At 64.2% G+C, this 13773-nt stretch carries 9 protein-coding genes; 1 reads left to right on the forward strand and 8 read right to left on the reverse strand.

What is annotated here, in order from left to right; genetic code table 11:
* Positions 1 to 34 precede the first annotated feature (34 nt).
* Positions 35 to 2026, forward strand: a complete 1992-nt coding sequence (locus J7S20_RS00560) for a tetratricopeptide repeat-containing sulfotransferase family protein (protein WP_284052285.1) — start codon at positions 35 to 37, stop codon at positions 2024 to 2026.
* Here J7S20_RS00560 and J7S20_RS00565 read toward each other — a convergent pair.
* The 8 genes from J7S20_RS00565 to J7S20_RS00600 form a co-directional block, all read right to left on the reverse strand.
* Positions 2016 to 3020: a DUF2891 domain-containing protein gene (locus J7S20_RS00565; protein WP_284052286.1), complete on the reverse strand. Its 1005-nt coding sequence runs from the start codon at positions 3018 to 3020 to the stop codon at positions 2016 to 2018. The two genes, J7S20_RS00560 and J7S20_RS00565, sit on opposite strands and share 11 nt — an antisense overlap.
* On the reverse strand, positions 3008 to 3970 hold the full coding sequence (locus J7S20_RS00570) for a DUF979 domain-containing protein (protein WP_284052287.1): 963 nt from the start codon (positions 3968 to 3970) through the stop codon (positions 3008 to 3010). The genes J7S20_RS00565 and J7S20_RS00570 overlap by 13 nt, the downstream gene beginning before the upstream one ends.
* Entirely contained in the window at positions 3967 to 4641 is a 675-nt protein-coding gene (locus J7S20_RS00575; RefSeq protein WP_284052288.1) for a DUF969 domain-containing protein, read from the reverse strand. Before J7S20_RS00575 ends, J7S20_RS00570 begins: the two co-directional genes overlap by 4 nt.
* Positions 4638 to 8252, reverse strand: a complete 3615-nt coding sequence (locus J7S20_RS00580) for a hydantoinase B/oxoprolinase family protein (protein WP_284052289.1) — start codon at positions 8250 to 8252, stop codon at positions 4638 to 4640. The genes J7S20_RS00575 and J7S20_RS00580 overlap by 4 nt, the downstream gene beginning before the upstream one ends.
* A 105-nt stretch (positions 8253 to 8357) precedes the next feature.
* Positions 8358 to 10526, reverse strand: coding sequence for a tetratricopeptide repeat protein (locus J7S20_RS00585; protein WP_284052290.1), 2169 nt, complete (start codon positions 10524 to 10526; stop codon positions 8358 to 8360).
* Entirely contained in the window at positions 10526 to 11038 is a 513-nt protein-coding gene (locus J7S20_RS00590; protein ID WP_284052291.1) for a hypothetical protein, read from the reverse strand. Before J7S20_RS00590 ends, J7S20_RS00585 begins: the two co-directional genes overlap by 1 nt.
* Positions 11035 to 12717, reverse strand: a complete 1683-nt coding sequence (locus tag J7S20_RS00595; RefSeq protein ID WP_284052292.1) for a cytochrome C — start codon at positions 12715 to 12717, stop codon at positions 11035 to 11037. Before J7S20_RS00595 ends, J7S20_RS00590 begins: the two co-directional genes overlap by 4 nt.
* On the reverse strand, positions 12717 to 13715 hold the full coding sequence (locus tag J7S20_RS00600; protein WP_284052293.1) for a hypothetical protein: 999 nt from the start codon (positions 13713 to 13715) through the stop codon (positions 12717 to 12719). Before J7S20_RS00600 ends, J7S20_RS00595 begins: the two co-directional genes overlap by 1 nt.
* Between the last annotated feature and the right edge of the window lie 58 nt (positions 13716 to 13773).

Below are 13773 nucleotides of genomic sequence, written 5' to 3' on the forward strand. Positions count from 1 at the left end.
GCAAGGCCGTCCCCCTTTCTGTATGGGATTGGCGATGAGCGATACGAAGGGCGACAATCGAGCGACCGAAGCGCTGGACGCGGCCAAGCGGGCACTGGCGGCCACCGACCATGCCGGGGCACTGGCGCAGGCGCGGTCGGTGCTGGCCGACGAGCCGGGCCATGTCGACGCGCTCTACATCGCCGCGGTCGCGGCGCGCTATGCCCGCGATTTTCCCGCCGCGCACCGGTTCGTCGCGCAGCTTCGCGAGGCGGCGCCCGAATTTGGGCGCGCCTGGCAGGAAGCCGGGCATCTCGCCCGGGACGAAGGGCGTGCGCAGGACGCGGTTGCCGCCTATGCGCGCGCGTGCCAGCTCAACCCCGCGCTTGCCGCAAGCTGGACGGCGCAGGCCGATCTGCTGGCGCGCATGGGGCGGAGCGCCGAGGCGCAGGCGGCGCGAGCGCAGGCCGAACGGCTCGCACAGTTGCCGCGCGAGCTCGTCGCCGTCACCAATATGATCCATGAAGGCCGCATCCTGAAGGCCGAGGCGCTGTGCCGCCAGTTCCTCCAGCAGCGGCCCCATCATGTCGAGGCGATGCGCCTGCTCGCCGATATCGGCAGCCGGCTGGGCGTGCTCGACGATGCCGAGTTTCTGCTCGAAAGCGCGGTCGAATTCGAACCCGACAATATCCAGCTACGCCTCGACTATATCCAGGTGTTGCGCAAACGTCAGAAATTTGCCGAGGCGCTCGAACAGGCGCGAATCCTTCACGAGCGCGATCCGGGCAATCCGCTGTTCCAGTCGCACCTCGCGATCGAACGGATGCAGACCGGCGATTATGAGGGCGCGCTCGAGCTTTTCGAGACGATCCTGACCAAGCTGCCCAGCGATCCCGCGACGCTTACCTCGCGCGGGCATGCGCTCAAGACCTATGGCCAGCAGGACGAGGCAATCGCCTCGTACCGCGCGGCTATCGGCGCGCGGCCCGAACAGGGCGACGCCTATTACGCGCTCGCCAATCTGAAAACCTACCGCTTCTCCGATGACGAGATCGCGGCGATGGAGCAGCAGCTTTCGCGCGATGACATCGGGCTGATGGACCGCGTGCACCTCGACTTCGCGCTCGGCAAGGCGTTCGAGGATCGGCAGGAATATGGCCGCTCCTTCGGTTTTTACGAAGCCGGCAACACGCTGAAGCGCAAGCAGACGCGTTACGACGCCGATCAGATGCAGGCAGAGCTCGCCGCGCAGAAATCGGTCTGCACCGCCGAACTGTTCGCGGACAAGGCGGGGCAGGGCTGCCCGGCGCCCGATCCGATCTTCATCCTTGGTCTGCCGCGCGCGGGATCGACGCTGCTGGAGCAGATTCTCGCTTCGCACAGCCAGGTCGACGGTACGCTGGAGCTGCCCAATATCCTGGCGCTTGCGCACCGGCTGCGCGGTCGCGACAAGTCGCCGGAGGGCAGCCGCTACCCTGCGATCCTTGCCAATCTGAACGCCGATCAGCTTCGCGAGATGGGCGAGAGCTTCATCGAGAATACGCGCATCCACCGGCAGGGCGCGCCCTATTTCATCGACAAGATGCCGAACAATTTCCGGCATATCGGACTGATCCATCTGATCCTGCCCAATGCCAAGATCATCGATGCGCGCCGCGACCCGATGGACTGCTGTTTCTCCTGCTTCAAGCAGCTGTTCGCCGAGGGGCAGGAATTCACCTACGGCCTGACCGAGGTCGGTCGCTATTACCGCGACTATGTCGATCTGATGGATCATTGGGACGCGGTGATGCCCGAAGGGCGTATCCTGCGCGTCCAGCACGAGGATGTGCTCGACGACCTGGAAGGGCAGGTGCGGCGGATGCTCGATTTTCTGGAGCTGCCCTTCGAGCAGGCGTGCCTCGACTTTCACAAGACCGACCGCGCGGTGCGCACCGCCAGTTCCGAACAGGTCCGCCGCCCGATCAACAAGCGCGGTGTGGGCGCGTGGAAGCCCTATGAACCGTGGCTGGGTGATCTGAAGGAGGCGCTCGGCCTCACGTCCTAGGCGCGACCTCGAGCGCGAGCAGCGCGAAGGTGGCTAGCCAGTGCCCGCCCATATAGCTGTCGTCGAGATGCGGAAGGCTCGCCTCCAGATGCGCATGCCCCGTTTCGCGGGCGAGCGTGCTCGCCGGATGGTCGCTGCCGAGCGCATCGGCGACCGCGAACCAGCACCATGATCGCGACAGGTTGAGCCCGTCGAGATGGACGATCTTGCCATCGCTGCGATCGGATACGGTGGCGGGGGTGAACAGCGTTGCGGGCTTGCCCTGCGCCGCGTCGGGCAGAAACGCGTCCCACCATGCCCGAAAGGCTTCGCGCGGCAGAACGGTGCGCATCAGCATCGCCTCGCACAGTGCAGAGGACAGGAACTCATCGCCGCCGGGTTCCCACGCCTGACATGCGCGGTCGTTTGCGAACCAGCCCTGCGCGCGTTCGGCGATCAGCTGCGCGAGGCCGGCGTCGTGCCGTTCGGCCCAACCATGCGCCAGTGTGAGCGCGAAGCTGCTATTGTAGTGCGTGCCGACGCGGATCGGATAGGTCAGCTTCGGCAGGTGATCGGCGAAGCGTTCGGCAAAGGCGCGCGCCAGCGGCTCCAGCGTCTCGCCCCACGGCGCGTCGTGATGCGTCAGCTCGTCATGCAGCGCGAGCAGCCAGGCCCAGCCATAGGGCCGCTCGAATCCCGCACTCATCGGTCGCGAGAGATAGTCGAGTTCGGCGGCGACCTTGTCCGGTACCATCAAACGATCGGCACGCTCGCGGATATCGGGCGCTTCGGGCAGGTCGGGAAAGCGCCGCAACAGCCGCATGATCTGCCACCAGCCATGCACGCAGCTATGCCAGTCGAAACTGCCGTGGAAAACGGGATGCAGGTCGATGGGCGCTACCACATCCTCTGGCCCGTTCATCACATGGTCGAGCTTATACGGCCATTGCTGCTCGAGATGGCCGAGCGTGATCGTCGCGAAGCGCGAGGCGATGGCGGGAGTCAATAGGTCCATATAAATCCCAGAAAATAGATGAGCGCGATATTGGCGGCGAGCAGCGGGATCGCGGTCCAGACCTGCGCCTTGATGACGCCGTTCTCGTCCTTCATTTCAAGAAGCGCCGCCGGCACCAGATTGAAGTTGGCGGCCATCGGCGTCATCAGCGTGCCGCAAAAGCCCGCAAGCATTCCGATCGCGCCGATCACCGCCGGGCTGCCGCCATAGCTGTTGATGAGGAGCGGAACGCCGATCGCGGCCGCCATCACCGGGAAGGCGGCGAAGGCGTTGCCCATGATCATCGTGAACAACACCATGCCGAGCGCATAGACGAGCACGGTCAGGAAGATGCTGCCATCGGGAATGATCGCGCGCGTGGCATCGCCGATCACGGTTCCGACGCCGGCTGCCGCGAACACGACGCCGAGCGCTGCCAGCATCTGTGGCAATACCGCCGCCCAGCCGATCGAATCGATCATCCTGCGCCCCTCTTGCAACGGGGCGAGGGCAGGCGGACGCAACCACAGGAAAATCACGAGCACCGCGACCAGCACGCCGAGGCCGAGCAGGACATAGGTTTCGCGGCGAGGCTCGATCAGACCATACTGGCCGAGTGGCGTATAGGTGTAGGCGAGCGTGCCGATCAGCGCAGTCGCCGGAATGATGAGCGCGGGGAGGAACAGGCGGTTGCCGAGGCGTTTGCTATAGGCCTCCCGCTCGGCGCCGCTCGTCGTGTCGGGATCGCCGCGCCCGATCGCGCCGAACCCCGCCAGCCCGGCAAGGCCGAGCACGAGCAGGCCGTTGGCGAGATCGCCGATATAGGACCCGCCGAGCAGGCTGAGCGCCATCAATCCCCAAAAGGCGGCATTGCCGAAGCGTTTGGCGTTTCGCCGGTCGAGCGCGCTCAGCACCGCAAAGGCGGCGAACATCAGCCCGGCCAGGACATAGAGCCAGTTGAGCGTGATCACTGCGCAGCCTTTTTGAGCGAGCGGTCGAACAGCACCAGCCGGATGCCGTGGATGATCGCTGCGGCGATTGCGGACGGAATGGCGTGGAGCGCGAGCTGGAAAGGCGTCAGGTTGATGTCATAGGTCGCCAGCGTCTGCTGGATCAGCACGATCGACCCGATGGCGAAGAAAATGTCTTCTCCGAAGAAGAGCCCGACATTGTCGGTCGCCGCCGAATAGGCCTTTACCTTTTCCTGCGTTTCTTCATCGAGTTCGCCGTGCTGCTGCTCGGCAGCAGCCAGCGCCATCGGCGCGACGAGCGGGCGTACCGTTTGTGGATGGCCGGCGGTCGATTGCAGGCCGATCGCGGCGGTGATCTGGCGGTAGCCGAGATAGAGCAACAGCAGCCGCCCCGCAGTCGCCCGGCGGAACCCCGAAATCAGCGTGCGGGCACGTTCCTGCAGGCCATAGCGTTCGAGCAGCCCGATCGCAGGCAGCACGATCCAGACGATGGCGATGATGCGGTTGTCGTTGAACGCCTTGCCGAACGTCAAGATCACCTCGACCGGTCCCATTCCCGCAAGCAGCCCGGTCACGATCGCGGCGGCGGTCACCACCAGCATCGGGTTGAGTTTCACCGCGAAGCCGACGACCACCACCAGAATGCCGAGCAGCGGCAGATAGTCGCTCATGCCTTGTCGCCCTTGCCATATCCGCCGCCGCCGGGCGTTTCGATGACGAACACATCGCCCGGCTCCATGTCTGCCGATGCGGTGCCGGAAAGCGCTTCGTTGCGGCCGTCGGCGCGCTCGACGCGGTTGATGCCGACCGCACCGTCCTCGCCACCGTCGAGGCCGAAGGGCGGGACGCGGCGGTGGTTGGACAGGATGTTGGCGCGCATCGCCTCTCGAAAGCGCATTCGCCGCACCGTTCCGTCGCCGCCGTGCCAGCGCCCCGCGCCGCCAGAACCCGCGCGTATGGCGAATTGTTCGAGCAGGACCGGAAAGCGCGCCTCGAGCACTTCGGGGTCGGTCAGCCGGCTGTTGGTCATGTGCGTCTGCACCGCCGAAGTGCCGTCGAAGCCCGGCCCGGCGCCCGATCCGCCGGCGATCGTTTCATAATATTGGTGGCGGTCGTTGCCGAAGGTGAAGTTGTTCATCGTGCCCTGCGACGCTGCCATTGCGCCCAGCGCCCCGAACAGCGTGTCGGTGACGACCTGGCTCGTCTCGACATTGCCGGCGACGACCGCTGCGGGATAGCGCGGGTTGAGCATCGACCCTTCGGGCACCTTGATCGTCACCGCGCGCAGGAAGCCGTCGTTGAGCGGTACCGGCTCGTCGATCAGTGTGCGGATGACATAGAGGATCGCGGCGCGGACAATGGCGAGCGGGGCGTTGAAATTAGTCGGCTGCTGCTCGCTCGTGCCGGTGAAGTCGAAGGCGAGCGTGCGCGCATCGGCATCGACCGAAACCGCCACTGTCACGTGCGCGCCGCTATCGGTTTCGTAGGAGAAACTACCGCTTGAAAGCTGGGGGACCAGGCGCCGCACGGCGTCGGCGGCGTAATCCTGCACATGGTCCATATAGGCGCGCACGACATCGACGCCGTATTGGTCGGACGTTGCGCGAAGCCCGGCGCTGCCCCGCGCACAGGCGGCGATCTGCGCGGCGAGGTCGGCGATATTCTGATCGATATTGCGCGCCGGCCAGTCGCCCGAGCCGAGCAGGTCACGTATCTCCGCCTCGCGAAAGCGGCCCTCCTCGACGATCAGGACATTGTCGAAGATAATGCCCTCTTCCTCGATCGAGCGGCTGTCGGACGGCATCGATCCGGGGCTGGTGCCGCCGACATCGGCATGATGGCCGCGCGCCGCGACGAAGAAGTCCGGCACATCGCTCTCCTCGCTGGCGAAGACCGGCTGGATGACGGTGATGTCGGGCAGGTGGGTTCCGCCGTCATAGGGGGCGTTGAGCGCATAGACGTCGCCGCGCCGAATGCCGCGGCCATCCTTCGTGCGCCGATCGATGACCGTGCGGATGCTTTCGCCCATCGAACCCAGATGCACCGGAATATGCGGTGCATTGGCGATCAGGTTGCCGCGCGCATCGAACACCGCGCAGGAGAAATCGAGCCGTTCGCGAATGTTGACCGACGATGCCGAATGCTGAAGCGCGGCGCCCATTTCTTCCGCGATCGACATGAAAAGGCCTGAGAAAATCTCGAGCCGGACCGGATCGACCTCGGTGCCGATATCGGCATCCGAGGCCGCGACCGATCGCGTCATGTGTAGCGATCCGTCGCTTCCGATCGTGGCGCTCCAGCCGGGTTCGACGACGGTGGTCGAAACGGGGTCGATGACGAGCGCGGGTGCTTCGACCACCGCGCCTTCCGCCAGGTCGTTGCGCTGATGCACCGGGGTGTCGCACCATTCGCCGGCCATGAAGGTTTCGACCGTGGCCACCGGCGGGCTGCTTGTCGCTGGTTGAGAGGGGAGTGCGCCGCCCTTGTTCGCGGTTTCGGCAATCGCCTCTGCACGCAGCATGTCGACGATCAGCGCGCCCTTTTCGCCATAGCCGAAACGTTGTTCAAAGGCTTTGGAGAAGGCTTCGCGCATTGCCTCGGGCGGGCCCAGCGCGATCTCGAAAGTGCTTTCGGTGCCGCGCGTGCGGACATGCGCGCGGACCCGGGTGTTGATCGTATCGTCATCGACACCCTGCGCGACCAGCGCGGCGCTCGCTTCCTCGCCCAGTTCGTCGGCCGCGGCCCTGATCTCCGCCATGCGATCATCCTCGAGCGGCAGGGCAAGCGTGCGTTCGCGCATCTCGCGCCGGTCGGCGAGACCCATGCCATAGGCCGAGAGAACGCCCGCCAGCGGGTGGATCATCACCCGCTCGATGCCCAGCGCATCGGCAACCAGGCACGCATGCTGCCCACCCGCGCCGCCGAAACAGGCGAGGACGAAGCGCGTGATATCGTGTCCGCGTGCGATCGAGATCGATTTGATCGCGTTCGCCATGTTGGCGACGGCAATCGCGACCAGCCCTTCGGCGACCTGTTCGGGCGAGCGGTCTTTTCCGGTCGCTGCTTCGGCCTCGGCGGCCAGTTCCGTCAGTCGCGTCATCGCGGCTTCGTGGTCTAGGGGTTCGTCGCCATCTTCGCCGAACACGGCAGGAAAGAAGTCGGGCTGGACCTTGCCGAGCGCGACGTTGCAATCGGTCACCGTCAGCGGCCCGCCCCGGCGATAGGCGGCGGGGCCGGGGACAGCGCCTGCCGAATCCGGGCCGACCAGCATCCGTCCGCCGTCAAAAGAACAGACCGACCCGCCACCCGCCGCGACGGTATGGATGCGCAGCATCGGCGCGCGGATGCGGGCGCCGGCGACGACGGTTTCGTTGTCGCGCTCATATTCGCCGGCGAACAGCGACACGTCGGTGGAGGTGCCCCCCATGTCGAAACCGATGACCTTGTCGAACCCGGCGAGCCTGGCGGTTTCCGCCATGCCGACGATGCCGCCCGCCGGGCCGGACAGGATCGCGTCCTTGCCACGAAAGGCGTGACCGGCGGTCAGCCCGCCATTCGATTGCATGAACAGCGGATGCGTGTCGCCGCCCAGCGCGCGCTCCAGCCCCTCGACATAGCGGCGCAGTACCGGCGACAGATAGGCATCGACCACGCTGGTATCGCCCCGCCCGACCAGCTTGATGAGCGCACCGACCTCGTGGCTGACCGAAATCTGGGTGAATCCGACATCTCGCGCCAGTTCGGCAAGCTGCTGTTCGTGGGCCGGATGGCGATAGCCGTGCATCAGCACGATCGCGACGGCGCGCAGCCCTTTGGCATATGCGGCTTCCAACCCCGAACGCGCGGCGGCCATATCGAGCGGGCGTTCGACCTCTCCTTCGAACGTTACGCGCTCGTCGATCTCGATCGTGTCGGCGTAGAGCGGCGTGGGCCGTTCGATCTTGCGCGCGAAGATGTCGGGACGGTCCTGTGTTCCGATCAGCAGCGCGTCGCCGAAGCCGCGCGTGATGGCGAGCAACACCGGCTCGCCCTTGCGTTCCAGCAGCGCGTTGGTGGCGATCGTCGTGCCGATGCGGATATCGGCGGGCGGCAGCCGCCCGTCGCCTGCGCCGGTGAGGTCGCGGATCGCCGCAACCGCGGCATCGTCATAGCGTTCGGGATTTTCCGACAGATATTTCGCGGTGACGGTTTCCCCGTCTGGCTTGCGCGCGACGATGTCGGTGAATGTCCCGCCGCGATCGACCCAGAATTGCCAGCGATTGTCGGTCATTGTCGAACGCATCTTCCCGAATTTTGCCCATGATGTTGCGCCGTGGTGCAGATATTCGTGGTGCGCGACAAGCCCCTCGCGATACCGGGAGGGCGGCGGTTGCGTGAGCTGTCTTGCTCAGAAGCGTAGCCGATACCCGATATGCGCGATGAATGCCGATTCTTCGCGGCGTCCGGTCAGGCTGGGCGTCGTATAGCGCTGGTGAACGAAGTTGCCGCCTGCTTCCGCCTCGATATCTGCGTCTTTCGACACGTGCCAGACCATGCGAAGTGAAGGCGCTATGACGCGCGATGATCCGGTATCGTGCTTGTTCTGGCGCAGCGCCATGCGGATGCGCGGCGCGACACTGAATGTTGAAAGATCGAAACGGTAGGTAGCATCGGCAGCTGTGATCGTTGCCAGGTCGGTGTCTGCAAGGCGCAGGCCGATCAGGACAGTGTCTCTCGGCCGCAATACAGCCTTGCCGATCAACTGGCCGCCGGCATACCATTCGGTGCCGGGTGCGGGATATGCCGGAACACCGAAAGAGCCCGGCGATCCCCCGGTATCCGATAGCGTAGCGTCGAGCACTGCATTCCAGTTGTCGGCAATCGGTAGAGCATAGGTAACGGTCAATTGCCGTGTGAGCATCGTTCGGTCGCGCGCTGCCTGGCGAATCTGATCCGATGTCAGCGCTTCGCGCACCGTCTGATAGGTCGGGACCGGCTGCGCAAGGATCGCATTGGTGAGCGATAGCGTGGGATAGTGGAGATATTGCGCCGCAATCGTCAGCGTCGACTGGTCTTTGAACGAATAGGCGGCGTTGATGGAAGCGGCGTTCAGCGTCCCGAACGACAGGTCGTAATCGGCCAGCGCGGTCAGGCTGAAGCGTTCGCCGGTCAGCCGTACCTGACCGCCAATTGCCTGACGATCGACGATGCCGCCTTCCTGCCGTTGATCGAACCAGTAGATGCGTCCCCTTGCGCCTTTTGCGGACGATCCGATATCGGCGCTTATCGCATAAAAGGTCCGCGATGCGTCGATGCCCGTCGAACGCGCCGACCAGACCGGATGACCGAATATCAGATTGACCTGCGATTCCGCTCCGATGCGGACCGAACCCTTGATGCCGTCGAACCTGCCGAAGATCCCTGTGCCATATTCGATCTGGCGACCGATGCGAAGCGAAGCGCCGAGCCGTTCGTCGGCAAAGTCGAGATAGATTTCGTCGAGAATATTGTACGAACCCTCGTTGCGCGTCGCACCCACAAGGAGGACAGGGGTATATTCGGACACGTGTGCGACCGAGAGCGTCGCCTCTGCCCGAAAGTCGTTGTTTCGATAGCTCGCCGTGGCGTCGATGCTGCTGTAGATTTCGTCGTAATTGTTGCGAACGTCGAGATCGGTCGAAGGCGTTTGCGGTTGCGCTTCCAGAAAGACGCTGCGGCTGCGGTCGCGATAGTAGAACTGGCTGATGACGCCGCGCATTTCGACGCGCTCCACTTCTCGTCGTACCTCTTGCGCGGGTTTGAGTGTCCGGTCGGCCTGTTCGGTCGGTTCCTGCCGACCACCAAGCTGAGCCAGCCGCTGCTTCACCCGACTGGCGCCCTCCGTATCCGGATAACGGCGCAGATAGTCGCGGTAGATCGCGCGCGCCTCTTCGACCCGGCCGGCGCGTTCGCGCAACAGGCCCAGCAATTCGCGCGCCCGCGGCGTATGTTCGTCGGGGATATAGGAAAGCAACTGTTCGAGAAGTCGCAGCGCCTTCGGTTCGTCCTTGCTGCGGATCGCCGCTTCAGCTTCGGCGATCAGCCTGTCTCGGTCTTCGGTATCCGGGGACGGATTGCCCTGGGTGGTGGATGGTGCGCCCCCTGTCTTCTGCGACGATTGCTCGGGCGCCGCGGCCGGGTTGCAGCCCGTTGGTCCGAGCGTGATCGACAGGTTCCTGTGATCGGGACCCACGCGAACACTGTAGTCACGAGAGGCCGAGAGCGTGACCAACAATATCGGCCTTGCTTCCTCTGCAACGATGCGCATGGCGGAAACATCGGCGCGACCGTCTGCGGGCACCGCGAGCGGGACCGGAAGCCCTTCGGTGCCGCCCTGCAAGGGGACCCGAATTTCATCGCCGCTGCCGCTCGTGCCGGGAAAGGCGTCGAGCGCCGGGCGATCGAGCGCAATCCGTATCTCGGCGCAGGCCTGAGCGGTCGACGCTGCCGGCGCGTTCCGGGCCAGACCGGGCCTCACCTCGGCCGCGATCGGCATCGACAGATTTCGCACCCCGTCGAGCGGATAGTCGATGCTCATCAACCCGTCCTTCGCCAATGTTCGCGTGGTACCCTCGGGCTGGTGGAGGCGCCGACTCCCGGCAGCAGTCGGGGCCAGTGGACCGTGCCGTGGCAATCCTCGCAGACATTGCTCGTCGGAGGATGCGTCAGCGTCTTTCCCGGCGCGGTGAAATTGTTGTGACAGCGAAAGCAGCCCGATGTGATGTCGGTATGGTCGAAACGCGACAGCCGCCATTCCTGTACGCTGTGACATTGTTCGCAGCCGAGCGAAGTGGGAATATGCCGAAATCCCTTGCCTTCGGCGCGGATATTGTTGTGGCAGTCCTCGCAGCGGCGGGGCGTGCCCTTGAAAACACCGTTGCGGTGGCAGCTTTCGCACGGAACGCGTTCATGTCCGCCCTCGAGCGGGAACCCGGTTCGGTAATGGTCGATGGCGTCGACGATTCCCTGTTGCGGCGTTCCGGTGCGCGCCGCGATCGAGACGAACAATATGGCTGTGCAGGCGATGAAGAACGCGATGGACGACTTCATTGCGTCACTCCTTTCGATGTTCGCGCCCGACCACAGATCGCGAGGGCCGCGTGGAAGCGGTCGGCGGGGCATGCCGTTGCCAGCAGGTTGCGAGGACGTGGGGCTGCTCCGACGCGGTCGGGCAGATGTGCCGGCTTGAATGCCCTGGTTGTGTGGCAATCACCGCAGCGCTGGCCGAACTCGCCATGGTGAACGTCGTCGGCGCGGTGGCACGAATAACAGGTCGATCCGAGCTGCGCCGTCGCCGCTGGCTTGGTGTGGCACGCATGGCATTCGAGGTTCTTGTGGCTACCGTCGAGAACGAAGCCGGTCTGCGCGCCATGGTCGAAATGCCAATCCTTCCAGTTTTCTGAATTATGGCAGGTCGCACAATCGGGTGACTTGCCTAGCCGCCCCCTGTGGAAGGTGTCCTCATGGCACGAAGCGCAGGTGATGCCCTTTGCGGTGAAGCGTTGATCCACATGGCAGGAACTGCATTGCAGTCGGGCATGCGCGCCCAGCAACGGAAAGCGCGTCAGGCTGTGGTCGAAACGCAGCCCCTTTTTCCACGACGCCGCCGTGTGGCACGTCGCGCAATCGCGTCCCAGCTTGCCCCCGTGCGGATCGTCGCCACCGTGGCAGCCGACGCATGTCAAAGGCGGCTTGAACTTGTGGAGCGGGCCGACATGGCACGCCTGGCAGCGAACCTTCCGATGCGCGCCGCGCAGCGGAAAGCGCGTCTTGCTGTGGTCGAAATGAATGACTTTCCATGACCTGGTCACGTGGCAGCCGGCGCAGTCGGTGCCGTTGCGCCCGCGATGGACGTCGTCCGATCGGTGGCAGCCGATACAGGTCATCGGCGGCTTCGGCCTGCTCATCGCCTGACCGTGGCACTGCGTACAGCCGACAGCGGCATGCGCGCCGGTCAGCGCAAAGCGCGTGTCGCGATCATGGTCGAAGGTTGCCAGCTTCCACCCGGCGGGACTGTGGCATGTCTGGCATTGCGTCCCGCGCGCGCCGTTGTGGACATCGTCCTTGCGATGACAGGAAACGCAGTCGCGCGGCGTCCCGGCGAAGCGGTTGCCGACATGGCAACTCGCGCAGGGCACGGCCTTGTGCTTGCCAACCAGTGGATACCCCGTGACCGAATGGTCGAAATCATGAACCAGCTTCCAGTCGGTCGCGGTATGGCAGGCCGCACATTTCGTTCCGAACTTGCCCTTGTGGACGTCATCCTTCTTGTGACAGCCGATGCAGGTGTTCGGTGCGGCGAAGAAATGCTCGCCCTGTTTGTGGCACGCCGAGCATTTGACGCGTCGGTGCGCGCCGTGCAGCGCGAAATCGGTCATGCTGTGGTCGAAGCTTTGCGGGCTTAGGCCGAGTATGTCGGCCTTTCTTCCCTTGTGTTCGTCGTGGCAACTCGCACAAGTCCGGTTCTTGATATCGGGGATGCGACCATGGTGGCCGGTGCCGTTCCTGATGTCGCGACCGACCTGCTTGTGACAGCTCGTGCAGGTCTTGTTCTGGAGCGAATGCGCGAAGGGAACGTGGCAGGCCAGACAGTCCGCGCCGAGCTTTGCATGTGCGGCGCTGAGCGGTCCCGGGCTGACCGCCTGCTCAAGGACGGAACGGGTAATCAGTCCGGCGGCCCAGAAGATGATGACCGCGACGAGGACAAGGAGGATGGTGCGCCGGGTCATCAGTATAGATGCACCGCGATCACATGAACGATCGCGGCGACCACCAGAAAATAGAAGAGCGGCAGATGAAGGTGGTGCCACAACGAAAAAAGCCGTTCGAACACGGCGAGGGTGCTCGCCGTGCGGACGGCATCGCAATAGGCGTAAAGGTGCGCTGTGGCATTACGTTGGTGGGCGGACAGTTCTTCCGCATCCCAGCCCTGGACGCCGGCGGTATCTGCGAAGTGGCGCGCGATCTCGCCTGCCAATGCGTGCCGCCGAAAACGCAGATCGACCATCAGTCGCAGCGACAGCCAGAAGCTGCCGGCAAGATCACGGCGTCCCTCGCGGACCCGCTCGGAAAATTGTGTCAGTTCACGCCGTATTTCGCGTCCTGCGTCGCCATCGGCATCCAGCGCGGCTCGCGCTCGAAAGACGTCGTCGATCAGTTCCCGTGCCTGAATGTGGCGAAGTGAGAAACCGCGGTAGATATGTCGGTGGAGATAGCGCCCGACGACACCGCTGAGCGCGACGATCAGCATCGCATAGAGCGCCAGCGTGCTGTTGAACGCGTCAGCGGAAAAGCGCGAATGGTACAGGACGGCAACGGGCCCGAGCAGGCCCAGAATCATATGGAACCGGAACCAGAATCCGACCGACCCGGGGACGCGCCGTTTATACCATTTTTTCGCCGGATAGATCAGCAGCACCAGCATCATGACCGAGCCGATGATGCCTAGCCAATAGCCCCAGCCGTAACCCGGATCGAACGGAAGCCGTTTCCGAACGGCGTATCCGAAAGCGATGAACGCGGTGACGGTGATGCCGATGACCCACGGCCAGACGCTCCTTTCCGGGCTGCGGGCGCTACCAACAGGCGGATTTTGAGCAATATCTGCGGATGACAGCTCGGCAGGCAACGATCGACACTCCAAGTCGCCGGTGCCTGCCAACATCCGGTCATCTCGCTTAGTACCAAGTCGTCGTACCAGGTTCAATGTCCAGGCCGAGTCATTCAAATAATCGACCTGTCGCGCGAAGAGTTCACTTCGTCGCGATCCAAATATTTATAGCGAA

It is taken from the genome of Stakelama marina (assembly GCF_018122655.1).
Lineage (GTDB): Bacteria > Pseudomonadota > Alphaproteobacteria > Sphingomonadales > Sphingomonadaceae > Sphingomonas > Sphingomonas marina.

Bases quoted from the DNA above. Each gene is read 5' to 3' on its own strand.
- J7S20_RS00585 (WP_284052290.1), bottom strand. From the start codon at position 10,526: ATGAGCATCGACTATCCGCTCGACGGGGTGCGAAATCTGTCGATGCCG.
- J7S20_RS00580 (WP_284052289.1), bottom strand. From the start codon at position 8,252: ATGCGTTCGACAATGACCGACAATCGCTGGCAATTCTGGGTCGATCGC.
- J7S20_RS00590 (WP_284052291.1), bottom strand. From the start codon at position 11,038: ATGAAGTCGTCCATCGCGTTCTTCATCGCCTGCACAGCCATATTGTTC.
- J7S20_RS00560 (WP_284052285.1), top strand. From the start codon at position 35: ATGAGCGATACGAAGGGCGACAATCGAGCGACCGAAGCGCTGGACGCG.
- J7S20_RS00575 (WP_284052288.1), bottom strand. From the start codon at position 4,641: ATGAGCGACTATCTGCCGCTGCTCGGCATTCTGGTGGTGGTCGTCGGC.
- J7S20_RS00595 (WP_284052292.1), bottom strand. From the start codon at position 12,717: ATGACCCGGCGCACCATCCTCCTTGTCCTCGTCGCGGTCATCATCTTC.
- J7S20_RS00565 (WP_284052286.1), bottom strand. From the start codon at position 3,020: ATGGACCTATTGACTCCCGCCATCGCCTCGCGCTTCGCGACGATCACG.